This is a genomic window from Vibrio sp. 1727, from assembly GCF_033344415.1.
GTDB lineage: Bacteria > Pseudomonadota > Gammaproteobacteria > Enterobacterales > Vibrionaceae > Vibrio > Vibrio alginolyticus.
The window spans coordinates 67981-94284 of the sequence record NZ_JAWPOT010000012.1; the positions used below are offsets into that span (position 1 = coordinate 67981).

19 protein-coding genes and 1 pseudogene are annotated in these 26304 nt (G+C 45.8%); 11 read left to right on the forward strand and 9 right to left on the reverse strand.

Annotation, left to right across the window (positions count from 1 at the left end):
* Window positions 1–19: 19 nt before the first annotated feature.
* The 3 genes from R8O10_RS12855 to pdxY all read left to right on the forward strand — a co-directional run bounded on the left by R8O10_RS12855 (window position 20) and on the right by pdxY (window position 2515).
* Complete coding sequence (locus tag R8O10_RS12855) at window positions 20–1216, forward strand: tetratricopeptide repeat protein (RefSeq protein ID WP_115386840.1); 1197 nt, start codon at window positions 20–22, stop codon at window positions 1214–1216.
* Between the two features lie 139 nt (window positions 1217–1355).
* A complete protein-coding gene (locus R8O10_RS12860; protein ID WP_318191456.1) occupies window positions 1356–1544 on the forward strand; it encodes an AbrB/MazE/SpoVT family DNA-binding domain-containing protein in 189 nt (62 codons plus the stop codon).
* Window positions 1545–1645: 101 nt separating this feature from the next.
* Window positions 1646–2515 carry a pyridoxal kinase PdxY gene (pdxY, locus tag R8O10_RS12865; protein ID WP_054574874.1) on the forward strand — a complete coding sequence of 290 codons (870 nt, stop codon included), beginning with the start codon at window positions 1646–1648 and terminating at the stop codon, window positions 2513–2515.
* Between the two features lie 65 nt (window positions 2516–2580).
* Here pdxY and sstT read toward each other — a convergent pair whose 3' ends face one another.
* The 7 genes from sstT to malT all read right to left on the reverse strand — a co-directional run bounded on the left by sstT (window position 2581) and on the right by malT (window position 11303).
* On the reverse strand, window positions 2581–3798 hold the full coding sequence (gene sstT, locus R8O10_RS12870; RefSeq protein WP_005374821.1) for a serine/threonine transporter SstT: 1218 nt from the start codon (window positions 3796–3798) through the stop codon (window positions 2581–2583).
* Window positions 3799–4154: 356 nt separating this feature from the next.
* Window positions 4155–5231, reverse strand: coding sequence for a ribosome small subunit-dependent GTPase A (gene rsgA / locus R8O10_RS12875; protein ID WP_258474578.1), 1077 nt, complete (start codon window positions 5229–5231; stop codon window positions 4155–4157).
* 275 nt (window positions 5232–5506) lie between these two features.
* Window positions 5507–5815 (reverse strand): PTS transporter subunit EIIB, encoded by a 309-nt coding sequence (locus tag R8O10_RS12880; protein ID WP_318191457.1) that lies wholly within the window; start codon window positions 5813–5815, stop codon window positions 5507–5509.
* A complete protein-coding gene (locus R8O10_RS12885) occupies window positions 5805–6419 on the reverse strand; it encodes an SCO family protein (RefSeq protein ID WP_042522188.1) in 615 nt (204 codons plus the stop codon). The genes R8O10_RS12880 and R8O10_RS12885 overlap by 11 nt, the downstream gene beginning before the upstream one ends.
* Before the next feature lie 9 nt (window positions 6420–6428).
* The gene (locus tag R8O10_RS12890; RefSeq protein ID WP_213968232.1) at window positions 6429–6854 is read right to left on the reverse strand and encodes a hypothetical protein; all 426 of its coding nucleotides are present in this window, start codon (window positions 6852–6854) and stop codon (window positions 6429–6431) included.
* Between the two features lie 244 nt (window positions 6855–7098).
* Window positions 7099–8016 (reverse strand): DUF368 domain-containing protein, encoded by a 918-nt coding sequence (locus R8O10_RS12895; protein ID WP_318056954.1) that lies wholly within the window; start codon window positions 8014–8016, stop codon window positions 7099–7101.
* A gap of 578 nt (window positions 8017–8594) precedes the next feature.
* A complete protein-coding gene (gene malT, locus R8O10_RS12900) occupies window positions 8595–11303 on the reverse strand; it encodes an HTH-type transcriptional regulator MalT (protein WP_318191458.1) in 2709 nt (902 codons plus the stop codon).
* 734 nt (window positions 11304–12037) lie between these two features.
* On the opposite strand from malT, the gene R8O10_RS12905 reads away from it, so the two are divergent.
* From R8O10_RS12905 to R8O10_RS12925, 5 genes are all read left to right on the forward strand, one after another.
* The gene (locus R8O10_RS12905) at window positions 12038–14491 is read left to right on the forward strand and encodes a glycogen/starch/alpha-glucan phosphorylase (RefSeq protein ID WP_053307964.1); all 2454 of its coding nucleotides are present in this window, start codon (window positions 12038–12040) and stop codon (window positions 14489–14491) included.
* A gap of 117 nt (window positions 14492–14608) precedes the next feature.
* Window positions 14609–16789, forward strand: coding sequence for a 4-alpha-glucanotransferase (gene malQ, locus R8O10_RS12910; protein ID WP_318191459.1), 2181 nt, complete (start codon window positions 14609–14611; stop codon window positions 16787–16789).
* Window positions 16790–17072: 283 nt separating this feature from the next.
* Window positions 17073–19265 carry a 1,4-alpha-glucan branching protein GlgB gene (glgB, locus tag R8O10_RS12915; protein ID WP_250155567.1) on the forward strand — a complete coding sequence of 731 codons (2193 nt, stop codon included), beginning with the start codon at window positions 17073–17075 and terminating at the stop codon, window positions 19263–19265.
* A gap of 136 nt (window positions 19266–19401) precedes the next feature.
* Window positions 19402–20076, forward strand: coding sequence for a monofunctional biosynthetic peptidoglycan transglycosylase (mtgA, locus tag R8O10_RS12920; protein ID WP_025768637.1), 675 nt, complete (start codon window positions 19402–19404; stop codon window positions 20074–20076).
* Window positions 20077–20256: 180 nt separating this feature from the next.
* Window positions 20257–22317: an alpha-amylase gene (locus tag R8O10_RS12925; RefSeq protein ID WP_213967501.1), complete on the forward strand. Its 2061-nt coding sequence runs from the start codon at window positions 20257–20259 to the stop codon at window positions 22315–22317.
* Window positions 22318–22386: 69 nt separating this feature from the next.
* Here the strand turns inward: R8O10_RS12925 and R8O10_RS12930 are convergent, their stop codons facing one another.
* The gene (locus tag R8O10_RS12930; RefSeq protein WP_005374842.1) at window positions 22387–23103 is read right to left on the reverse strand and encodes a DsbA family protein; all 717 of its coding nucleotides are present in this window, start codon (window positions 23101–23103) and stop codon (window positions 22387–22389) included.
* 96 nt (window positions 23104–23199) lie between these two features.
* Window positions 23200–23487, reverse strand: a complete 288-nt coding sequence (locus R8O10_RS12935) for a hypothetical protein (protein ID WP_049872671.1) — start codon at window positions 23485–23487, stop codon at window positions 23200–23202.
* A gap of 448 nt (window positions 23488–23935) precedes the next feature.
* On the opposite strand from R8O10_RS12935, the pseudogene R8O10_RS12940 reads away from it, so the two are divergent.
* The 3 genes and pseudogenes from R8O10_RS12940 to R8O10_RS12950 all read left to right on the forward strand — a co-directional run bounded on the left by R8O10_RS12940 (window position 23936) and on the right by R8O10_RS12950 (window position 26276).
* Window positions 23936–24675, forward strand: a pseudogene (locus tag R8O10_RS12940) (nucleoside recognition domain-containing protein).
* Window positions 24675–25142 (forward strand): YjiG family protein, encoded by a 468-nt coding sequence (locus R8O10_RS12945; protein ID WP_005374849.1) that lies wholly within the window; start codon window positions 24675–24677, stop codon window positions 25140–25142. The pseudogene R8O10_RS12940 and the gene R8O10_RS12945 overlap by 1 nt, the downstream one beginning before the upstream one ends.
* Before the next feature lie 9 nt (window positions 25143–25151).
* Entirely contained in the window at window positions 25152–26276 is a 1125-nt protein-coding gene (locus R8O10_RS12950; protein WP_262657159.1) for a M20 family metallopeptidase, read from the forward strand.
* Window positions 26277–26304: the final 28 nt, after the last annotated feature.

A 26304-nucleotide genomic window follows, 5' to 3' on the forward strand; every position in this document is an offset into this window, starting at 1 on the left:
AAACCAAAAGAGGCTATTTATGAGTAGTATGGGCATTGCCATTGCGGCAACTGGCCTTTCACTCGTCCTGATATTTGTGTGGATGATCTCGTTGTCGATGCGGAAACAAAGACTCGAGGCAGAGAGGAAAGCTCGCGAAGCCGCTTATCGAAAGGCGATGCATAAAGCGCGAGAGCAAGAGCGTAAAGAGCGAGAGTTCAAAGCCGAAACTGGGCATATCCCCACCATTTTATTTCTAGCGAAAGAAGCCGAAAAGGACAACATTCGTCAAGCGCTGTATTGGTATGATAAAGCCGCTAAACTGGACAATGTGACGGGGATGTACGGCATTGTTCGCTTAAGTGAACGCATGCGCGAAGATGTGATTTTAAAAGAGCAGGCAAACTTCTGGCGTACCGCAATTGCGGGAATGGAAGGGGATACCGAAGCGAAATTTTCGACGGGCAAGGCCTTGGTCTTTGGTCGAGGAACTGAAAAAAATATCCCAAAAGGTAACCAACTGATTGAAACTGCCGCCGAAGAAGGCTGCATTGATGCCATGATTTATATGGGGGAATGGCAGCTTTCACCAGACAATAGTGCAGGACGCAGTGCAGATGCGCTTTACTGGTTTATGAAAGCGGCGGAAAAAGACAGTGCAGATGGCAAGATCCAAGTCGGCTTATGTTACCTAAATGGCATTGGTACAGAAAAAAGCATGGTTAAAGGTTGCTACTGGCTGGAACGGGCCGCGGAAGGTGGCAGTGCTAAAGCGATGTATCATGCTGGCGAAGCGTGGAAGGATAAAGGTAAAACGGGTAATGCAATTGCTTACGTTTGGCTGTTTCTTGCTGCCAATATGGGCTACCAACCTGCGCGTACGTTACGTGATGAAGTGGCAACCAATATTGGTGTTGATGTTGTCGTTGGATTGCAGTCCATAGCGAAGCCGTTGCAAAGAAAGCTGGCCTCAGGAATGGTGAGAAAGCACTCTATTATTCGAGCCCTTAACAAAGTGTACAAACGCGAAGCGTATTTTCCTGCGGAAGAGGAGCTCAATGCGGTGTTGAATGATGAGAATAAAGACGCCTCCGAAGCTTGGGAGGAGGCATCAACACTAGATTTTCAGCCTAACATGACAACGGTAACAGCAGAAGGTCAGGCAAGCACATCGCCCAACGAAAAAAAACTCTCTAAAGATGCGCTCGATTTCACTCAAAACTTCCTTCAGCCATAACCTATCTTATCCAGAAGCCTCAAGATTGAGGCTTTTCTTTTGTCTTTAAAATGTTACGCCAATCCAAGTCAGCTCAATGCATTTGAGGCTAGACATCCAATGACGTGAAAACTCATTTTCGACATTTGGAGGACGAAAGATGATAAGTCAACCTGTTAAAATCGGTGGCGATACCGCCGTAGTCATTCCAAGCGCAATCCTGGCTCAGCTCGGGATAAGGGAAGGAGATACCCTAGAAATCGCACTGAATAAAGACAAAATGGAAATTAAGAAGATGGTGTTGAAAACCAACGTTCCAACTTACTCTGAAGATATTGAGGAGAATTGAGTTAGAGAATCTTGGTTTGTCGGATACACTACTGGTTTCGCAAAACTGGCGCTTGCCGCTGTCTTTGAACTATCGATAACTACAATAAGAGGTAAGGTACTATGCAAGGTATCCTCTCTATACAATCTCATGTTTCTTTTGGTCATGCTGGTAACAGCAGTGCCGTTTTCCCAATGCAACGCATGGGTTTCGAAGTATGGCCGATTCATACCGTTCAATTTTCTAACCACACGCAGTATCAAGAAGGCTGGACTGGGCGAGCGTTTGCGGCTGAAGACATCAGCGAGTTAGTTCGTGGACTTGGTAACATCGGCGCGCTGGAAAAGTGCCAAGCGGTATTGACGGGCTACCAAGGTAGTGCAGAGCAGTGCCTTGCTGTTGAAGATACCGTGACGAAAGTGAAACAAGCAAACCCGAACGCACTTTACGTTTGCGACCCTGTAATGGGCGCGCCAGACAAAGGCTGCATTGTGGCTCCGGGCATTGCTGAAAATCTTCTAACGCGTTTGATGCCAATGGCGGACGTGATCGTTCCGAACCAATTCGAGCTAAGTCAATTTTCTGAGATGGAAATCCACTCACTAGACGATGCGATCACCGCATGCCAACGTGCGCTAGAAAAAGGTCCAAAAGTGGTGCTAGTTAAGCACCTTTACTGCCTAGAAAATGGCAGCTTCAACATGCTATTGGCTACGCAAGAAGGCATTTACCTTGCGAAGCGTCCTCAATTTGAGTTTGCTAAACAACCTGTTGGCGTGGGCGATCTTATTTCAGCTATCTTTACCGCGGGACTCTTAAAAGGCTGGTCTCCCAAGCAAGCTTTCCAACATTGTCATGACGCATGCTACGGGGTGTTAAGTGCAACGTACCATGCAGGCGAATGGGAGCTGCAAACTATTGCTGCGCAGCAAGAGTTTGTTGAGCCAAGTAAGCATTTCTCAATTGAAGAGGTGGCTTTGGTCACCGCGTAATTGAGCGCAATTAAACAAAAAAGGGGAGCCATCATCGGCTCCCCTTTCTCTTTGTTCTGTCAGTCTTACTGAGCTTTTTGCTGCTCTGATTTACAAACTGCTGCCGTAAAGACAACGTCTGTTGAGCTGTTTAGCGCAGTTTCTGCAGAGTCTTGAATCACACCGATAATGAAGCCAACCGCTACAACCTGCATTGCTACGTCGTTTGAGATACCAAACAGGCCACACGCAAGTGGGATAAGTAGTAGAGAGCCACCTGCAACACCTGATGCGCCGCATGCAGAAACCGCAGCCACAATACTGAGCAGTAGCGCAGTCAGTAGATCAACTTCGATACCCATAGTGTGCACAGCTGCAAGCGTTAGTGTTGTGATAGTGATTGCAGCACCAGCCATGTTGATGGTCGCACCTAGAGGAATAGATACTGAGTATGTATCCTCGTCCAGTTTTAGCTTCTCACATAGTGCCATGTTTACTGGAATATTCGCTGCACTTGAACGAGTGAAGAACGCTGTTACACCACTTTCACGTAGACAACGGAATACAAGTGGGTAAGGGTTTTGTTTGGTTTTAACGAACACGATCGCCGGGTTTACAACGAGTGCGATGATCATCATTGCGCCAAGAAGAACCGCCAGAAGGTGTGCGTAGCTTGCTAGCGCGCTAAAGCCTGTTGTCGCAAACGTTGAAGCAACCAAGCCAAAGATACCAAATGGTGCAAGACGAATGATAAAGCGCACAATGTGAGACACGCTGTGGCTTAGATCTTCAAATACGGCCTTCGTTGTTGCCGATGCGTGGTGTAGTGCAAGACCCAGACCCACACCCCAAGCAAGAATGCCGATGTAGTTTGCTTCTACTAGTGCATTTACTGGGTTGTCGACCAGTTTAAACAACAATGTGCGTAGAATTTCAGCAATACCTTGAGGAGGCGTTGCACCTTCAGCGCCGGTGACAAGCGTTAAATTGGTCGGGAAAAGGAAGCTTAGAACCACTGCTGATAGCGCCGCGAAGAATGTACCCATCAGGTACAGTACAACGATTGGGCGCATGTAAGTGTGTTGGTTTTTCTTTTGGTTTGCAATTGAAGCGGCAACCAAAATAAACACAAGAATTGGCGCGATCGCTTTAAGCGCACCGACAAAAAGGCTACCAATTAATCCCGCGCTTTCGGCATGGCTTGGAGAAATTGTCGCGAGCAAAATACCAAAGACGATACCGACAAGGATCTGGACGACGAGGTTACCACGAGCATATCGGGCAACGAGGCTGTTGTGTTGCATACATCATTCCTGCAATTTTATGCCAGAGTGGCAGGGCAATAGTCCATCATTACACGGCGATAATGCCCTTATATTGCAAGGGGTGAGCATTGCTTCTGGTCACTAAGACACATGATTATCAATTATCCTGTTTTTATAAATTCAGCCATTTTCTTGCTGAATATCACATATCTTAGCTTGGTAATATTTTGTGTCTAGTTTTAGTTTGTTTTTGGATTAAATGTTTGCTCAATGTTATTTAAATAAGATTTTTATGTTGAAAATTATCATTAGTTATGAGTAATGGTTTTTAATAAAGTTGTTAAAAAGGAGACTTTCGTCTCCTTTGATTTTATTGACAACTCAAACGCAACAAATTAATAACTTTGTTGGCGCCTGCGCTTATCACTCATGGCATTTCGAGTGAGTTTCCCGAACTGTCGACTTTGAGCTCGTTGCTCTGCCAAAGTCGCACCGTTAAAGGCTTGTTCTCGCAATAGTTTTTGATAGTTATTGAAACGACGAACTTCCAGTTTGCCATTTTCAATCGCAGTTTGAATTGCGCAACCCGGCTCAGTTTGATGCTGGCAATCACCAAAGCGACAACGCTGAGCGAGAGCCTCAATGTCAGAAAATGCCTCACTGACCCCCGATTCACAATCTGCTAGTTGAAGCTCGCGCATTCCCGGAGTATCAATCAAGATGCCGCCATCAGGTAATATATGGATAGAGCGCGATGTAGTTGTATGTCGCCCTTTGCTATCGTCTTCACGAATATACCCAGTTGCCTGTTCTTGTTGCCCGAGTAATGCATTAACAAGAGTTGATTTGCCAACGCCTGAAGAACCGATAAAAGCGAGGGTTTGTCCTTCTTTGCACCAGGTCATGAGTTTAGAAGCACTCTCTATTTCTAAGCCGTTGACTGTCTCTATAGCTAATAGAGGGTCGAGCTTCTGTACTTGGCTTTTTAGTTCATCAGTATTGTCACACAAATCGGCCTTGGAAAGCACGATGACGGGTTCGACTTCGGCTTCATGAGCCAAGGCAAGATAACGTTCAATACGACTTAAATTGAAGTCGTCGTTAAGGGAACAGACGATAAACACTGTATCCACATTGGCTGCGATGAGTTGCTCTGCCACTTTGCTGCCAGCGGCTTTGCGGCTAAAGAGGCTCAAGCGATCCAGTAAGCGAACAAATTGCTGATCTTCATTTAAGATTACCCAGTCTCCGACGGTCATATTGGGTAAAGAATGGTGGGCATTAAGATGAACTTGCCCAGTTTCTGTTGCCAATAAATAACCACTTCGGTGATGCGCAATTACACGAGCAAAAATAGTGTTGTCGTAATCGTCTAATGTCAGTTGTTGCTGAAAAAATGGTTTCCAACCCAATTGTTTTAGAGGGTTTGAAGTTGAAACTAATGTGTCACAAAAAGTATGTGTTTGATTCATTATTGAATTATCCCAGACGCAACAAAGCGCCTTAATACAAATCGCATTAGGGTCTAATTCGGATAGAGTTGACCCCGGTGAAGACCGGGCAGAGAAGGGGAGTTGTGGTTATGCCACAGAGTTGGTGCTGTTAGGGTTACCCTTGCGATGCCCAGTTAGTGTTATTCAATACAATCATCTTGTGTCCTCTTCGTTGGTTAATAAATAAGTGAGTTAATTAAGCCAAAAGAGTATAGCTGCCCTTTTTTAAAGAGGGTAGCTATACTGCAAAAATATTAACTTTGTTTTGTGATGCGCTCTTCCATAATCTGCGAATACGTGTTGGCTTTTAAGCCGTATATGATTTGGATATGACGATCATCCAATATCACGACGCCATGCGCGCCATGATTTTTGAGTGCGTTCTTATCGATGACGGACGTCGCTCTGAGGGTAAGACGCAGCCGAGTCGCACATGCACCAGTTTCTATCAGGTTCTCTATGCCTCCAATGGCGTCAATGATCGTATCGACGTCTTGTTCGACATTGGGGTTGGTATGAGGTAGGAAATTGAAAAATTGCTTCAGCACTGACTTAACCGTCATTTGAAGAGCCTTCGGTCGTTAGTTTTGAAATGGCTTCAACAATCGGTGCCGGCGAGAGCGTATGCGGTACTTTAGTGATTAACGTGCCATCCGGCTTCAAGAAGTAAAAGTAAGAGCTATGATCCAGCGTGTACTTTAGTTCCGAGCCTTCCAATTCTGTCTTACGGAAAATGACACCATAGTTGTGTGCCAAAGGTGTCGTTACATCAAGTGGTGCCGATAGGCCTTCAATCATTGGATGGAAGTAATGGGCATATTTTGCTGATGCATCGGCCTCATCACGCTCTGGGTCTAAAGAAATGAACATCGGGCGTAGTTGTGCTTTTTGCGCGTCGTCAATTTGATTCAGTGCTCCTGCCAGCATTGCAAGAGAAGTTGGGCAAACGTCTGGGCAGCGAGTAAAGCCAAAATAGACGACTCGGATGCGAGGGTCATTCACATCGAAGATATTGACGGCTTGGTTATTTTCCCCAAACAATACCGTTTGTTGAGAGGTGGAACTGTCCACTTGCTCTGGCTTCGTTTTCTGGTTATCTAAATAGCTCTTTACGCCAAACCCGAGTGCGAAAGCAGCTACGAGAAATAGGGACCAATTGCGGCTCATAACGATTCCTTATCTTTGCATTTTTATAGCAGGGTAAACGGTATTCTCTCCATCACTGAGTTCACCAACCCAAGTCATTGCATCCTCCGTGCAAACCGGGAGAATGATGTCACCTTGATATTGGCCAGGAGCGATTTGCTTCAGCAAAAACTTAGGCTCACCCATCTCCATTTCTCTTCCTGAAAGACTTAGGATGAGTTGCTTAGCATCGCTTGTATGCCACTCAACATTTAGAGTGGTAGGAACCAAGGGTTGAGCAGTTTCTGAGTTTAGCGTCATCGTAACATTTTCTTGGACGCAAGAGGATGTAGAGAGAAAGCAGTATTCATCTATTGACTTGCTTTGAGTGGAAGAAGAAAAGCTTTTTATTAGAGTCGGGGCATAAAATCCCGCAACTAATGCGGCTGAAACAGCGGCGATTTGTAACAGTTTCATTAAGGTTCAGCATTTATCACTTAACATTACGAGCATCGTAGCACAGATGCGCCGCTCGCCAACTCGTGACCTCGGTAAATTGTGCGTTATACCTCGGTGACCAGCTTCTTAGTAATGCGATGGACTTTATTGCATCAAATACAGCAGAGTTTTCAATTGAGATGTTTTTGCCCTTAGCCAATAGATAAAAACGGAGCCAATTGGCTCCGTTTTTATTTGGTTCAGTATGTGTTTGATACCAAAGTTATTTATCTGAATCTGCGAATTTCTCTAGACCCAAAACCAGAGCAATGGCTGCAAGCATCATTACGACAGCAAGTACTAACTGAGAAGGTTGTGATGTCACGTGTTCAAATTCAAATGGTGATAGGTTGTGCTGTAGCAATGGCACTTGTTCGCCCTTCGAATTAGTGCGCCAAGTGATGGTTTCTTTCCATGGCCAAATCTTTGGCAACGTACCAATCATTAATCCAGTCAAAAACATCAGGGTGAAATCACGGAACTTGCGTAGTAACCACGACAATAAGTGAGAGAAGGACAGTAAACCGATCACGCAGCCAGACAAAAATAGCGCTAATGTATCGACTTGAAAACCTTTCACTGCGGCTAATACAGGAGCATACATGCCAATCAGCAGCAAAATAAAACTGCCAGAGATACCCGGCAAGATCATCGCACAAATCGCGATAGCTCCAGCGAATAAGGTGTTAATGGCCGTTGGTTCCATGTGTAAAGATTTGAGCACAGTAATACTATAAGCAAACCCGACACCAACGAGCAGAATGACAAAGCGGACAAGATCGCGTTGCTCAACCTGACGAATAATGTGATACACAGAGACCAAAATTAGACCAAAGAAAAATGACCAAAGTGGGATCGGGTGTGTGTCAAGAAGCCAAGTAATCAACTTTGCTAGCGTTGCAATACTGGTGAAAATGCCGGCAAACAGAGCGATTAGGAAGAATCCGTTGATGTGATTAAACGCGGCTTTAAACCCTTCTTTTCGCCAGATAGAGAAAAGTGAGGGGTTAATGCGTCGAATGCTTTCAAGCAGCGTATCGTAAATACCAGTGATAAACGCGATGGTGCCGCCAGATACACCAGGTACAACATCTGCTGCACCCATGGCGATTCCCTTGAAGAAAGTAATTAAGTAGTTCATTGCTCTAATGCTAAGTCGTTTCGATGGCAGAGAGTATACAAACATTGCGATGAAAAAAGTATGAAATAGTGCTGTAACTACTTGGTTTTATATCCAATCTATTGCCTATCTTTATTATCCGCCAAAAGACAATGCCGCCGTAACGAGCTTTTAATGCTTGGTTTACATTTTTGAGATGATTAACTCTACTATCAATTATCAATCTTGGTTGCATTATGCAATTGCAATTTGCATTATAAAATTGCATTTTGATAATTTGCGCGTGAATAAATCCAGCTTATATGAGATCTTGTGCCCAAAAATAAGCCTTTGCATTTTGGCATGATTAATGCATAATACTGCTCGACCCTTCTTAAGCCGAGGGTCACCTAGCCAACTGACGTTGTTAGTGAATACAATTTGTTCACACTAAATATAAGCCAATCGCGATTATTGCGGTTGGCTATTTTTTTATATGAACAACGTTACTTACGTGCTTTGCAAATTGCACTTCTCTTTCTGTCAGTCATAAAAAAGGGCTGACGTGTTACGTCAACCCTTGTGTTTTACTTTACGTTTTAACCCGTTTATCTAGCAGTTCAGTATCCCATTAACTGTAGCAAATTTTCAGCTGTCACAATGGCTTCTTTACGATTAGCAATATTAAGCTTTTGGTACAGGTTGCGAATGTGGGTTTTAATTGTCGTACCTGCCACATCCAGCTCTTGTGCGATTTGCTCGTTACTAAAGCCTGAATAAATCAGCCCCAGAACCTGCCATTCGCGTTGTGTTAATGGGCTGGTACGTACTAGCTCTGGCACATTAGGGTGATTCACCAACTTTTCAATAAAGTCTTCATCAAAGTGAATCGACCGGCTACGTTGATTCGATGAAATGTCCTTCATTAACTGTTGAGCACGGTGACGCTCAAGATCGCCCAGTTCATGGCGGAGGCTCAACTTCTCCAGCAGACCGCCAATGGTTGCACCATCAATCAGGAAGTTTCCGACCATGCCAGTTTGGTTCGTCATTACTAATGCTTCTTTTAACAGAGCCTTGGCTTGCTCCTCATCTTTTTGGCGAGCAGAAAGGACTGCTTCAACCACTAAGTTGCGATTAGTATCTGTGATTAGGTTAGTGCGACGAGCTTCACCTTGGAGAAAATCTAACGCAGCACGAGCGTCGGTATATTGGCCTAAGTTAATGTGGGCGCGAGCAATGTTACGCCATTGCAATTGAGAAAAGTGGTTGCATGCCGATTCAGGACGAACCGCAGTGTTGAGCCATTCTTGCATTGCATCGGTATTCCCACGCGCTTGCCAAAATAGAATCAACGATAGTGAAGCGTTTGCAGTCCAATCTACGTGGTAAGTCGACTGTTTCATCAAGTGTTGGATGTGCTCAATGAATTTACCGGCTTTGTCTAATTCACCGCGTCCAATCGCAATACGCGCCAACATCGAATAGCTATGTAAGTGCTTGCTTGGTGAATGGTTTTCGAGAATTTGCAGACCTTTGTACGCGCATTCTTCCGCTTCATCAAGTCGGTTCCAGCACCAAAGTACTTGCGCGCGAATACGCAGCAAAAATTCATGAAGAGGAACATGCTGAAGCTGCTGATCTTCAATCAGACGGAATGCGGAATCTTGTAGTTCAAAGGCAGCTTGCACGTAACCTTGTGCAATTAAAATCTCGCTTTGCTGCAATATTGCCCATAACGCTTGGTGATATACCTGGTACTGACGAGCTAGCTTTTCAGTTTGTTGCATCATTGGCAAAGCACGGTCTAGTTTACCTAGCACGTGGTTAACTTCACCAACAACCGAAGTCGCCACAATTCGGCTACGGTAAATTGTGTTATCAAGTTGGCTAAGCGCTAACTCCGCTAATTCGAGAGCTTTTTCTGGCTGGTTACTGTTGATAGCCACTTGAGCAAGCAACGCGTTTGCTTGACCTTGATAATGAATATCTAACGCAATGTTACGCTTTTTGTGTTCCTCTTCCGCTTCTTCAAGCAGGTGGCCCACTTGGTTATAACGATGCTGACTTTGAGCCAACCATGCTCGGAGCATCGTAAGTTTTGGGTGGCTGAACAACAGATCATCGTCCAACTTGTTAATTGAGCTTTCCAGTGTGCTGAGTTCGCCTTGGTTAAACATCTTCCAGCCGAATTCGTTTAGGATCTCTACCACTAAGTCCTTATCATTCGATTTTTGTGCATGATGAATCGCTTGGTGTGGTGCTTTTTGTTGTAACCAAGCGATAGCAGCATTGCGGTGGAGATCTTTTTCTTGCTGAGGAATACGAGCTTGGCGCTCATGAGATAAAAACTCGCCAAATAAGTTATGGAACCGGAACCAGTTCTGTTCCCCTTCGAGCGGGTAAATGAATAAGCCGTAACGGTTAAGCGATTCAATCATTCCCAGTGCGTCTTCGCGTTGGGTAAGGGCAAACACTAGCTCATCATTGAAGTGGTCAAGCACGGATACTTGCATTAAAAAGTGACGAGTTTCGTGATCGAGTAAGTCAAACACTTCTTCGACCAAGTAATCCCACAAGTGCGCGTGATTGAACTGCGATACCGACTCTACAGTTTGCGCCAATGTGCGGTTTTGATGTTGGGCTTGTAATGCGATCAACTGCATCGCCGATGGCCAACCTTCAACATAGGTTCTTAGGCTGTTCGCCATGTCTTCATCAATACCATCGGCGATACGCTGGTTAAAGAAGCGAGTGGTTTCTTCGGTATCAAACGCCAACATCTCGTTGCCAATTTCGATCATTAAATCACGAACACGTAAGTTTGCAGTGCCTAGAGGCGGCGCTGCACGACTGGTTACCACAACGGTGAGGTTGTCTGGCATGTGCTTTAAAAAGAAACGCATGGATTCATGGATTTCATCATTCGTGATTAAATGGTAGTCATCAAGCACCACGTAGCACTCTTGATTAAAGTCAGCCATTTCTGCGAATACTTCGCTAAATAGGGAGCGTAAAGACGAGATCTGACGTTTTTCCGCCAGTTTTTGTGCGTTAGCGCAACTGAAGTTGGTGGCTTTGTTTAATGCTTGAAGCAGATAGTTTACAAAGCGAAAGCCGTCGTTATCGCTGTCATCAATGCTGTACCAACCGACGTTTGGCTTATCGGATAGCCACTGCGCTGCCATTGTTGTTTTTCCGTAACCTGCTGGGGATCGGAATAAAACCAATTTGTAGTAAGGCGCTTGCTGTAGTAAGTCCAACACTCGTGGGCGCACGATGGCATTGTGTAGGCGTCCTGGTCGAGTAAGCTTAGATGGAATCCACATTAGTAGTTATGTCCTTATTTATGTATACCCAAATGACAGCAACGTGATCATTCTAGTAAAGCCCCCTTGAAAGCCGTCTTACTGAATGATGCCATCAGCATCAAAAACACTGTTTGAATACCGGATAATGTCGCTGCTATTGGGGCTTGCGTCCGTCTGAAAAACCATTCCATACGGTCACTTAAATATAAAAGCTAGCGAAAACTAGAAATAACTCACATCGCCTAATTCTAGTTTGTATAAAAAGCGTACAATCCTGTGAGCTGAGAGGGATGTTACGACATCAGAAATGTTCGTTACTTTGATCCACTTCCTAATTCTCAAGGGTTGATGGATTTACCATCAACTACGCCCTTTATTTGTGATTTTCGTCACTTAAATATCGTTTGTTTCGTTAGCGTTAAGATCGCGTTGCACATAGATTACGAAAAGTTCTTCTACGCTGACCGAGTTAATGTGACCGATATTACAATTTTCACATCATCAGATGAGTGGACTATAAAAAGCGTCATGAACGGGTTTTAACCTTTCTCACATTCCATTGTGATCAAAATCACTAAGAACTGGTGCAAAGTTCACTTTGTTGAGATTTGGATCACTAACCTAGCAATGGTACCCCCTCTACGCCCTCAGCCCTCCTCCTTCAAAGGATGAGAATTAGGAGGATGTTTATTCACAGAGGTAAATGCACGATGTATGGCAGATGAATTACCAAAAGACGTGAGAATTTCGTAATGAAACCTACTCAACAAAAACAATTTGACAAGAAGTCGTTCCAAGAAAGCGTAAAGAAACACCTATCTGTAACTTACGCTCATACGATTGAAAACGCAGACAGCCGCGCATGGTACCTAGCAATGGGGCATGCTCTGGCTGAATTTACTACTCTAGATTTGCTTGCGACAGAAGAAGATCCACGCATTAAAAGTGCGAAGAGCGTTAACTACCTTTCGCTAGAATTCCTTATCGGTCGTTTGACTGGTAACAACCTAATCAGCATGGGTCTGTACGAACAAGTAACAGAAGCAATGGCTGAACTAGGTTACAACCTAACTGATCTGCTAGAAGAAGAGCGCGACCCATCATTGGGTAACGGTGGCCTTGGTCGTCTGGCTGCGTGTTTCATGGATTCATGTGCGGCACAAGAATTCCCAACTGTCGGCTATGGTTTACATTACGAATACGGTCTATTTAAACAGTCATTCAAAGATGGTCGCCAGCAAGAAGCACCTGACGCATGGCGCGGTGTAGAAGGCTACCCTTGGGAAATTGCGCGTCCAGAACTTGCGCAAGAGATCGGTTTCTACGGTCACGTTGAAGTGATTAACGAGAACGGTAAAGAGGTTCGCAAATGGGTACCAGGCATGACAGTAAGAGCAATGCCTTGGGATCTTCCAATTGTGGGTTACGAATCAGACACGGTTTACCCGCTACGTCTTTGGGAATGTCAGGCGATTGCACCATTCTCACTAGCAAGCTTTAACAATGGTGATTACTTCGAAGCTCAGCACGCACTGATCGACGCAGGTAACATCACTAAAGTGCTTTACCCGAACGACAACCACGAGAAAGGTAAAACACTGCGTCTGATGCAGCAGTACTTCCACTCAGCAGCGTCTGTACGTGACATCCTACGTCGCCACGAAGCAGCAGGCTACTCGCTAGCGGATCTACCTAAGCAAGAGACTATCCAGCTTAACGATACGCACCCAACGATTGCGATTCCTGAACTAATGCGCATCCTGATGGATGAAAAAGGTTTAACTTGGGAAGCGGCTTGGGAAATCAGCTCTAAGACATTTGCGTACACCAACCACACGCTACTTCCAGAAGCACTAGAGACATGGCCAGAGTCGCTAATCCAGCACCTGCTACCACGTCACATGGAGATCATTTACGAGATCAACCACCGCTTCCTACAAGACGTACGTGCAATGTGGCCGGGTGATGTCGCGAAACAACAGAAGCTTTCTATCATCGAAGAAGGTTTCCACCGCATGGTTCGCATGGCAAACCTATGTGTAATCGGCTCTTACGCAGTAAACGGTGTAGCAGCACTTCACTCTGAATTGGTTAAGAAAGACCTATTCCCAGAGTTCCACGAAATGTACCCGACACGTCTACACAACGTAACGAACGGTATTACGCCACGTCGCTGGTTGAAGTTCTGTAACCCAGGTCTGTCTCAGCTTATCACTGAGAAAGTCGGCCCAGAATGGCCAGCGAAACTAGAGCAACTTGAAGGTATTGCGAAGTACGCTACTGACGCGACATTCCAAAAAGAATTCATGGCAGTGAAGAAAGAGAACAAAGAACGCCTAGCAACTTGGGTGAAAGAGAACATGGGTATCGAGCTCGATACTAATGCAATCTTCGATGTTCAAATCAAGCGTCTGCACGAGTACAAACGTCAGCATCTAGACTTGCTACACGTACTGTCTCTGTACCACCGTATTCTTAATGAACCAGGTTTTGAGTGTACGCCACGCGTTGTGTTCTTCGCAGCAAAAGCAGCACCGGGTTACCACCTAGCGAAAGAAATCATCTTCGCAATCAACAAGATTGCAGACAAGGTGAACAACGATCCTCGCATCGGTAACAAGCTGAAAGTGGTATTCATCCCTGACTACCGCGTGAGCATGGCTGAAATCATTATCCCTGCGGCTGACGTTTCTCAACAAATCTCGCTAGCGGGTAAAGAAGCATCAGGTACAGGTAACATGAAGATGGCGCTAAACGGTGCGCTAACTATCGGTACAATGGATGGTGCAAACGTTGAGATTCGTGAGGAAGTAGGCGATGAGAACATCTATATCTTCGGTCTAGATGTTGAAGGTGTGAAAGCGCTGAAAGCTCAAGGTTATAACCCATTTGATTACTACAATGCGGATCACTTACTCAAAGCGTCCATGGACCTACTACTGGGTGAAGAATTCACTCCAGGTCAACCGGGCTTACTGCGTGCCACATACGACAGCCTACTAGACGGCGGTGACCCGTACTTATGTCTTGCGGACTTTGCATCTTACGTGAAAGCGCACGAAGACATGAGCGAACAATATAAAGATCAAGCTGGCTGGGCGAAGAAGGCCATTCTTAATACCGCCCTTGTTGGCAAGTTCACGTCAGACCGCTCAATCCGAGACTACGTGAACAATATCTGGAAACTTGAAGCGGTGAAACGCTAATAGAACCTAGTTAAGACCAAGGTAGCCAAGCGCTACCTTTGGTCATTTTCCAAAAGAAGTTATTGATAACAATAAAACCCTACATGGAAGGTGTTGGTATTACCTTCGGAGAAAGCGATGAAAGAACAAACAGCATTAAAGAAAGTCGCGGAAATGGCGAGATTGGCTGATAGCTATGTCAGTGCTTGGGGAGATGAGGCTAAAGTGTCTGAGGAGACGCTACGCCGCTTGCTCGCTTCGCTTGGCTACGATACTAGCAGTGATGAAAAACTACTGGCTTCTGCTGAAAAGAAACATAAAAAAGACGTACTAGCCCCTGTTCTTGTTTTACGCGACGGCGAACCAGTCGAAGTGGAACTAAACCTAGGTACGAGTGCTCGTGAGAGTGAATTCAGCTGGCGTTTAGAAACAGAACAAGGAGAGGTACTTGAAGGCTATCTTCAGTCCCAAATTGTTCGTGATGAGCGTGCTGAGGGTGGCCCTCTAGTGTTTGCATTGCCAAAGAACTTGGCTTGGGGTTATCACAAACTGATCATCAGTCGTAAGCGTCGTAAAACACCTTACGAGATGTCATTGATCATTACGCCGAAAGCGTGTTTCAAACAAGACGATCTAAACCAACACAAAAAGCTATGGGGTCCTAGTATCCAGCTTTACACACTGCGTACTCAGCATAACTGGGGCATCGGTGATTTTGGCGACCTAAAACAACTGGTGAGTGATATTGCCTCTCGTGGCGGTGACTTCATTGGCTTGAACCCTATTCACTCGCTGTTCCCTGCGAATCCAGAAGGGGCAAGCCCATACAGCCCGTCTTCTCGTCGTTGGTTGAACATCATGTACATCGACGTAAGCTCTGTACCTGAATTCGCGCTAAGTGCAGAAGCACAACAGCGTGTTGGTAGCGCAGAGTTCCAACAACGTTTACAAAAAGCGCGAGACTCTCATTGGGTGAATTACACCGAAGTTTCGCAACTAAAAATGAGCGTTCTTCCGCTGCTATTCAGTGAGTTTAAAGCTCGCCATTTAGACAAGAACACCGATCGCGCTCGTGCCTTCTTGGACTTTGTTGAAAAAGGCGGCGACAGCTTGCTACATCAAGCTGCATTCGATGCACTTCATGCTGATTTACATGCAGAAGATGCAAACATGTGGGGTTGGCCTGTATTCCCTGAGAAATACCGCACATTCGACGCAGCTGGTACTCAGAAGTACATTAAGGACAACCAAGATCGTGTTCACTTGTACATGTACCTGCAATGGATCGCAGACGATCAAATCAAAGAAGCGCAAGCGCTAGCCGAAGAAAAAGGCATGGCTGTGGGTTTATACCGTGACCTTGCGGTTGGTGTTGCTGATTCTGGTAGTGAAACATGGGCTGATGAAGGCGCGCTAGTATTGGATGCAAGCATCGGTGCACCACCAGATGTACTTGGTCCACTAGGCCAAAACTGGGGTCTGCCTCCGCTTAACCCTCAGGTTTTAGAAGCGACTGGCTACGACGCTTACATCAAATTGCTACGTGCTAACATGAAGCATTGTGGTGCATTGCGTATCGACCACGTACTTGGCCTGCTTCGCCTTTGGTGGATTCCAAAAGGCGAGAAAGCGACAGAAGGCGCATACCTGTACTACCCAGTTGAAGACATGCTAGCAATCCTAGCGTTGGAATCTCACCGTCATCAGTGTTCTGTAATCGGTGAAGACTTGGGTACTGTACCTGATGAAATCGTTGATATCCTTCGTGATGCGGGTGTGCATTCGTACAAAGTCTTCTTCTTCGAAACATCAAAAGACGACGGCGGTTTTATTTCTCCGAAGCACTACGCTGAGCAGTCTATGGCTGCGCTGTGTACGCACGATATGCCAACACTACGCGGTTTCTGGCACTGTGATGACTTGAAGATGGGGCGTGAGATTGGTCTGTACCCTGATGAGCAGCAGTTGGAAGGCCTATTCGCTGACCGCTTGAAGTGCAAACAAGGCATTCTAGACAGTGTTCGCTGGCATGGCTATCTGCCAGAAGGCATTGGTCATGATGCTCAGTACGTGCCAATGGATTCATACCTAAGCGAAGCGCTGCAACTGCACGTAGCCGCGGGTGACTCTGCACTGCTTAGCGTTCAGCTTGAAGACTGGCTAGAAATGGATCAACCTGTCAATATTCCTGGTACGGTGGATGAGTATCCAAACTGGCGTCGTAAATTGTCGATGAACATAGATGAAATCTTCAGCCGTGAAGATGTGAATCGTATTTCTAAACGCCTTACTGAAGTTCGCGCACAGGCGAGTAAGTAAGATGCCTAGAGTGACGTAGATGGACGAGCTGATTACCAATTTTGTTAGCTCAGAGGTACGAAAGTTCCGTCTAGGTCACTCATTCCTAAAACACAATCCGTTAGGATGAAGTACCGTTATTATGCCCGCGACAATAGCGGGCATTTTTGTATTTTGACGCCGTTTACGCAACGAACGTGAGAAGCGGAGTCTTTTTGTGAGTTCACAACGTTGGCTGTGGAGAAACCGATGTTTGATTCAGATCTCTGGTCTTGAAAAGGATGTTGGCTCTAGGGAGAAAGATTTGAAAACCACCAAAACCAAGAAAATAAAGAAACAACACGAACGCGCATACGAACTGCTTGCTGAGGCGGCTTACTCAGATCCATTTGCGGCGCTGGGTCCTTTCATTGACGACGAAGCTTCGCTGAGAGTTTGGATGCCGGGCGCAAACAAGGTTGAACTGCTTGTTAATGGTGAACCTCGTGTGGCGCTTGAGCGTGATGGCGACAGCGGTTTCATCTTAAAAGAGCAACGCGATTTACACCTGACCCACTACCGTTTAGCGGTCGATTGGAATGGTGTTGAACAAATTATTGATGACCCGTACCAGTACCACAATATCTACCAAGAGTACGAGCATCTGCATACGCCAAAAGACATGTATCACTACATGGGCGCACACTTTGTCACGCTAGAACGTGGCGGTGAAAACATCTCTGGTGTGCGTTTCCTTGTTTATGCACCACATGCATCTGCTGTTAGCCTTGTGGGTTGCTTCAACCAATGGGATGGCCGTCGTCATCCAATGCAACGCCTAGACTACGGTATCTGGGGCCTATTCATTCCTGGCTTAGAAGAAGGCGTTCAGTACAAATTTGAGCTCAAAGGGCCAAATGGGGAAGGGCTGCCACACAAACAAGACCCTTGGGGTTTCTACTCTGAGCAATACCCATCGTTCGCATCCATTACTTACGATCACAAGCGTTACCAATGGCAAGATGCGAAATGGCAAAATCGCGCAGTGACACAAAAGCGTGATGAAGCGTTATCGTTTTACGAGCTGCATGCTGGATCATGGAAGCGCGACGAGAAAGGTGATTTCCTGAACTACCGCGAACTCGCGGAGCAGTTGGTGCCATACCTTGTGGATATGGGCTACACCCACGTTGAGCTGATGCCTGTGTCTGAGCATCCATTCTATGGTTCATGGGGCTATCAACCTGTTGGCTTGTTTGCACCAACTAGCCGTTTTGGCTCACCTGATGATTTCAAATTCTTCGTGGATACGTGTCACCAAGCTGGTATCGGTGTAGTGCTGGATTGGGTTCCTGCGCACTTCCCATCGGATGATCATGGTTTAGCGAACTTTGATGGTACGCCTCTGTTCCATGATCCAGATCCTCGTCGCGGTTGGCACCAAGATTGGAACTCCTACATTTACGATTTAGGCCGTGAACATGTACGTCGCTTCCTTGTCTCGAATGCGCTGTACTGGTTTGAACAATTCCATATTGATGGCATTCGCGTGGACGCCGTCGCGTCGATGCTCTATCTCGATTATTCACGTAGCCACGATCAGTGGGTCCCGAACGTTGATGGTGGCAACGAAAACTACGACGCAATCGCAACCTTAAAATGGATGAACGAAGAAGTGTACAAGTACTTCCCGAATGCGATGACGATTGCGGAAGAGTCAACGGCGTTTCCGGGAGTGTCTGCGCCAACCTTTATGGGTGGTTTAGGCTTTGGCTTCAAGTGGAATATGGGGTGGATGCACGACAGTCTTTCATACATCAAAGAAGATCCTGTTCACCGCAAATACCACCACAATACCATCACATTTCCGCTGGTTTATGCGCACAGCGAGAACTACGTCTTGTCTCTCTCTCACGACGAGGTGGTGTACGGCAAAGGCTCTATTCACAACAAGATGCCGGGCGATGAATGGCAGCAAACCGCAAACCTACGAGCATACTACGGTTATATGTATGGTCAACCGGGCAAAAAGCTGAACTTCATGGGCGCGGAAATCGGCCAAACGGCGGAGTGGAACCACGATGATCAGTTGCAATGGTTCTTGCTAGAATACGAGCGTCATCAAGGCGTTCAAAAGCTGATGCGAGATTTGAACCACTTGTACCGAAATGAAGCGGCGATGCACGATCAAGATTGTGTTCCTGCTGGTTTTGAGTGGCGTCTACAAGACGAAGCGGATGCGAGCATCCTAGCGCACGAGCGTATTAGTAAAGAAGGTGAGCGTATTCTGATCATCACCAACTTTACGCCCGTACCGCACGAGCGTTTCCGTTTAGGCGTTCCAAATGCAGGTCAATACGAACTGCTACTGAATACAGACGACAGCAAATACGGCGGCAGCGATTTTAAAGTGCTGACCAGTGTGAAAACGGAAAAAGTTGAAAGTGAATCACTGCCTCAATCACTTGAGCTTCGTTTGCCTCCACTTTCAACCGTGTTCTACAAGCTGCACAAATAATTTAGTCTAATCAAATTCTAAGCCCGTTTTACATTGTAAATCGGGCTTTTTTTGACCAAGTTTTCACTAACGATAAACAGACTGCATACTCTATACTTGCATCATATTGTTTTGTTAAATCAGGCTAGGTCGGACTTTGAGAAAGATTAAATCCCTTCTGTTCAATATCTTATTGGTGCTTTTGCTTTTACCAGTGATGCTCGTTGGCATAGTGAAATACATCGATCCACCAATTTGGGGATGGAAGATCAGCCGCATGATTTCTCCTCCTGAAGGATTTCCTGAAGAGAGTCAAAATGAATGGGTGCCTTTGAGTGATATTTCTAAACACATTCAACTGGCCGTGATTGCGACAGAAGATCAAAAGTTCCCGACCCATTACGGAGTGGATTTTGATTCCTTGTTTAAAGTGATCTCAGAGTCTGGCGAGAACGGTCCCTCTCGCGGTGCGAGCACGATTACTCAGCAAACTGCAAAGAACGTGTTTCTGTTTCCTTCACACTCTTATGTGCGCAAAGCGTATGAGCTTTATTTTGCTCTGCTGATGGAAGCAATGTGGAGTAAAAAACGCATTCTTGAAGTGTATTTGAATGTGGTGGAGTTTGGTCCAGGTATTTATGGCGCGGAAGCCGCTGCGCAAAACTACTTTGGTATTCCTGCTAAACAACTTTCAACACGCCAAGCAGCAAGGCTTGCGGTGGTGCTGCCAAATCCGTATCGCATCAAAGTTTACCCTCAGACTTCTTACACCATCAGCCGCGTCAATTGGGCGATGAGACAAATGCGTAACCTTGGTAGCATTCAGCTTTAAACTCCTTTTTACCCTGCTCATAAGTAGAACTACGCCCCCATAAAAGCAAAATGTGAAGCGTCACAAGCTTTAGGGCGTAGCCTTTCAGAATGATGTGCTCAGTTTTTCATCCATTTACTATTAGTGTGAATAAAACTACAACACGAATACTGCGCCTATGCGCAACCAATGGACTGAACGATGAAACTGAATCTGATTACGACTACCTTATTGCTTGCATCGGCAAGTGCCATCGCCGAGCCAAACATCACCATTGCTACCACGACCAACAGCCGTGACTTTCCGTTAAGTGCAGAGCAGCCTTTGGTTGTGCCCTTAACCAAAGACGGATACACGCTCAAAATCACGGGTATTGAAGGCGACTGTGTCGCGCCTGATGGTCAGAAGGTCAAATTCAACAAACCTATCGCGCTGAACTGTGGAAAGCCAACAGAACTGCCTTTAAAAATCCGTTTTACTGGCGATTACTCTTTTGCTTTTGATGCGGAAGCCAAAACTCTACGCTTCAAGCGAGAGCCTAAGAAAGCTGCCAAGACAGAATTTAAACGCCCAATCCCACAAGTGCAATGTGAGGTTTACCAAGGCGGCGAAGTCACCATCGCGCTGGGTGACAGTTTCCCCGATGGCACCAAGTTGCGTGATGCCTATTCTGGTCAGATGGTCGAAGTAAAAGATCAGCAAGTATCGCTGACACCAAGCAAAGATTCAGGCGGTTTGGTGCTACTAGAGCCAGTGAAGAAAACCAAAGAAGCAGTGCCGTTTGATTACCGCAATGCCAACATTTACTTCGTGATGGTCGACCGTTTCAATAATGCTGATACGAGCAATGACAACAGCTATGGTCGCAAGAAAGACGGTAAAGAAGAGATTGGTACCTTTCACGGTGGTGACCTAAAAGGTGTGATCGAAAAGCTAGATTACATAAAGAGCCTAGGTACCGATGCGATTTGGTTGTCGCCAATCGTTGAGCAAGTACACGGCTTTGTGGGTGGCGGCGATAGCGGCTCATTCCCATTCTACGCTTACCACGGTTACTGGACGCGTGACTTTACCAAGATTGATGAGAACTTCGGTAACGAAGCTGATCTTAAAAAGCTGGTGGAAGAGGCACATAAACGTGGCCTTAAAGTCTTGATGGACGCAGTAATCAACCACACTGGTTACTCAACGTTAGCCGATTTGCAATTTGACGGTATTGAGATGTTAAAACCAAACGCTGACCTACCTAAGAAATGGGGGGATTGGAAACCAAAAGCGGGCGAAAACTGGCATAGCTACCACCAGAATATTGATTACCAGAGTCCAAACTGGGCGAAATGGTGGGGCGGTGACTGGGTAAGAACAGGTCTACCGGGATACCCAGTTCCGGGCAGCAGTGATATCACCATGTCATTGGCGGGTTTGCCAGACTTTATCACTGAATCAGATAAAGCCGTGAAGCCAGCTCAATGGCTATTGGATAACCCTGGCACTCGCGTTGAGGAGCGTGATAATTACACCGTCTCGGACTACCTAATTGAGTGGCAAACTGATTGGGTGAAACGCTTTGGTATTGATGGTTACCGTGTCGACACGGTGAAGCACGTTGAAGGCGATGTGTGGAAACGCTTGAAAGAAGAGGCATCAAGCAGCCTTGAGCAGTGGCGTAAAGAGAACGGTAAGTCAGGTCAGCCATTCTGGATGATGGGTGAAGTATGGGGACATACCGCATATCGCAGCCCTTACTTCGACGACGGCTTTGATGCGTTGATTAACTTCGATATGCAGAAGAAGTTAGACAAAGGCGCGGCGTGTTTCAGCCAAATGGCAGACACTTACCAAAGCTATGCGGACACTATCGCCAATGAGAAAGACTTTAACCCTGTGAGCTACATGTCTTCTCACGATACCGAGCTGTTCTTCTCTCGCTTCAAAGATTACGGTATGCAGCGTAACGCCGCGAATGCACTGCTTTTGAGTCCTGGTGCTGTTCAGGTTTATTATGGTGATGAAGTTGGTCGTAACATTGGTCCTTACGCGGACGATTTCCACCAAGGCACTCGTTCTGACATGGTATGGAAGCTATCTGATGAGAAGCAAGCGCTGCTCAAACACTGGCAAACTCTTGGTCAGTTCCGTAAAGCGCACCCAGCGATTGGTGCGGGTCAGCATCAAGTAATTGAACAAGAAGGCGCGTACGTGTTCTCTCGCTCGCTTGGCAATGACAAAGTCGTTGTGGCGTTTGTGGGTCGCGACAAGTAGTTAGAACTTCGTTTTAAGCCTAGATAGAAAAAGCCCTTCCTTGAGTTATCAGGGAAGGGCTTTGTTGTATTAGTTCGCCAGTTCTTGGTCGATGACTTTTTCTAGCTCGTCAAACGGCACATAGCCAGGAATGACTTGATCATTAATGATCAACGCGGGCGTGCCGCGTAAACCAAGTTGCGTGAAATACTGATAGTTTTTATCAAGCAACGCCTTGGTCTCTTTGTCGTCGACAAGCTGTGCTTCTGTCCCCGTTTTTTTCGCTATTTGATTTAAGGAACGTGCGTCATGTGCGCCCGGTTTTTTCACCAATAACTCATGCACTTGTTCGTACTTATCTCGCTGGTTTTGCCAAACATTTAATGCGTAACTTGCCGAGTTGTAGCCGTTTTTCTCGTATTGTTCTTTAAAAGAGACATTGAGGTTAAGCACTTTTACCTGCGGATATTCCTTACCAACTTTGACCAGCTCTCCTTCTAAACGTTTACAAAAAGGGCAGCTATAGTCTGTTACGTTAATAATGGTTAACTCAGGGTTTTCAGCACCAAAAGAGGAATGTTTGCCATCACTTAGATATTGACGAACCTCCTTCAAGGTGTCGCCAAATGACTGTTGATACGCAATGTACTCTTGAAGGTTTTGGTGCAATGAATCAAGAATTTGAGGGTTTTCTTTTAGTATCTGAGTAACTTCCTCTAGCTTTTGTTCTGCGGTCTTTTCTGATGCGAAAGATACGGCAGGTACGATAGCCATCGTTAACGCCAAAAGTGTACGAGTGAATGTCATAATATTTCCTAAAACTTTTAAATTTCGTTGTTTGTTATGTGAAGTGAATAAAATATGTACAAAAGTCAGGCCGAAAGGTCTCTCGCCTTGCTGGCTTTATTCTCTAAACACGCAAAGTTTTAGGTGAACCCGATACTTTTCCGGTATCGGTTCTGTGTATTCCAGATAGCGAATTGCTGTGGTTGTCATCGGCAGCGCCACAATCAAAGCAAACAGAAAAAATGGAATAAGAATATGATCAAACTGATGTTGGTAAGCTTGAACCAGCTTTTCTGAAAGGTCGCAAGATGGTGATAAATTCACGCTTTCATCTTGCTGACTCTGTATTTGGTGAGCCTTCGGGCAGCTTTTCGAGAAACCAGAATTTTGGCTTAAGCATATCATCACCACCCAAAGCACGAGGGCGAGTGTCCATTTGGCTATTTTATATTGTGAGCGTAACAATGGGTCGTATAGTCCTGTTAATTCTGGTTTATGCCGTTTACATATGACCGGGCCATCCTAACCTAAATTTCGTGGCTGAATGTTACTTTCGAGTTAATCGATATTGCCTCAATGCCAAAGTATGAAGTACGTCATGAATGTTGTAGAAAGCAATATTCGTCAGAATCATTTGTTGAGTTGATGAAGAAGTCGTGAGCTATCGACATAGATTAATATACCTAATTGTTAGCACAAATTTTTATTATCTTTCAATTGTGATTGGAATCATAAAACAAAACTTCATAACTGAGTCGCGATAATGTTCGGCAGGCGGATTGATTTTGATCATCTCTCTAGCACATTATTCAGGTGAACATATGTGTTAAGTTCCACATGTGTAGGTAATGTTATGAAAATTCCTGTTCAAACTGAGCGTAAAGTTACACTGGGGTGCTACGTTGCTCTGGCGTTTGCGGTTGTGTTCTTTTCGGCCTGATGCAATCTAGCGAATGGTACGGTGTATTCGATTTTACAACGCTTAATGGCTCTTTCGGTAAAGTGGCTTACGGCGTAACGGAAGGTGCGGATGGCGAGGTACAAGCTGCGACCACATCTTTCCGTGGTACTGGCGGTAGCGGTGCTCGTGACGGTTTCATTTTCGCACTTACTTTGATTCCAACCGTTATGTTCGCATTAGGTATGATCAACGTACTTGAGCACTACGGTGCACTTGAAGCAGCTCGTAAGCTTCTTACTCCTCTTCTACGTCCTCTAATGGGCATCCCTGGTAACTCTGGTCTGGCTTTAATTGCTTCTCTACAAAGTACCGATGCAGGTGCGGCAATGACGCGTCAGCTAAAAGATGAAGGTCACCTAACTAAGCGTGAAACGGACGTATTTACCATGTTCCAGTTCACTGCAGGTGCAACCATCGTGAACTTCTTCTCATCGGGTGCTGTGCTGTTCACACTGACGATGGCTGACGGCTCTCTAGCAGTAACGTCTTCTATTGGTTTAGCAGTTGTGGTGATGTTCGCATTTAAGATCATCGGCGCGAACCTGTTCCGTATCTACCTGAACATGACGGAAGGTAAAGAAGACAAGCAAGACCAAAACAAATCAGGGAACTTAAAAGAGGAGACGGCATAATGGGTGACGTTAAAGCGAAAAAACCAATGGTGACGGATATCTTCGTCGAAGGTGCTAAGAAAGGTTGGGTGATTGCGACTACCTCTACGGTGCCTAACGTATTGATGGCGTTTGTTATCATCAAAGCGCTACAAATCACGGGAGCACTGGATCTGATGGGCACGGTGTTCTCTCCAATCATGGCGGTGTTTGGTCTTCCGGGTGAAGCAGCAGCGGTATTGATCGGTGCTTGGATGTCGATGGGTGGCGCGGTGGGCGTAGTTATTACGCTATTTGACCAAGGTATCCTGAACGGTACGCACATTGCGATTCTTGCGCCTGCTATCTACCTAATGGGCTCTCAAGTTCAGTACATGGGTCGTATCATGGGCCCAATCGGCACTGAAGGTCGTTATATCCCAGTTATGATTGCAATCTCAGTATTGAACGCGTTTGGCGCAATGCTGGTGATGAATCTGTTTGTCTAGGAGTGAGTTATGCAATTCTCTCTAAATGAATATCTAGAAGAGCTACGTCCGCTAATCAATGTGGATTGTGGTACTTACACCACTGATGGTATCGAGTACATCGCTTCTCAATTTGAAGAGAAGTACCAAGCGATGTCAGGTTGGAGCGTAAAACGCATTGACTGTGGCAGAGCGGGCATCGGTCTTGAAGTTCGAAATAAGCCGGAAGCTGAGCAAATCGACGTGATGCTGATTGGTCATATGGATACCGTGTTCCCTGTGGGTACTGCTGAGCTTCGTCCAATGTCTCAAGATGCAGAGAAAGCTTACGGTCCGGGCGTCTCGGACATGAAATCTGGCTTGCTGAACATCGTATACGCGATGCGCAATCTAGACCAAGCGGTGTTGGATAAGTTGTCTATCGCTATCTGCATGAACCCAGATGAAGAGACGGGCTCTCTGGACTCTGTGGATTGGATTCAATCAGTAGCGAAAAACGCTAAGAATGTACTGGTTGCAGAAGCAGCACGTGCAGATGGCGGTTTAGTGAAAGCGCGCAAAGGCATGGCTCGCTACAAAATGACCTTTAATGGCGTTGCTGCTCACGCAGGTAACGAGCCAGAAAACGGTCGCAGCGCAATCACTGAGATGGCGAATTGGATTCTCGCAGTCAATGCAATGACCAACTTTGAATCTGGTACTACTCTGAACGTCGGTATTATTTCTGGCGGCAACGGTGCGAACATCGTCCCTGAGCACGCTGAAGCGATCGTGGATGTACGTTTCTGGAGCAACGAAGAATACGATGATGTCGACAGCAAGCTAAACGGCATGCTGGAAACACCATTCGTTGATGGTGTGAGTATCGAGTTGGTTCGTGAAGCTTACAAACCTTCTATGGTGCCAAGTGCGCAAACGGAAAGCCTGATGGCATTAGTTGAAGAAGCCGCAAGTGAACTGGCTATCGACATCAACTGGAAAGAAGTGGGTGGCGGCTCTGATGCAAACAATACGGCAATTCTTGGCATTCCAACTTTGGATGGTCTAGGACCTATCGGTGCAGGTTTCCACAGTGACCAAGAGTACTTGTTGCTTGAGTCTATCGAACCACGTATCAAAATGCTGATGCGTGTACTGGAGAAGATAGCTCAGTAGCGCCCTCGACAACTTAGTTCCCAACATC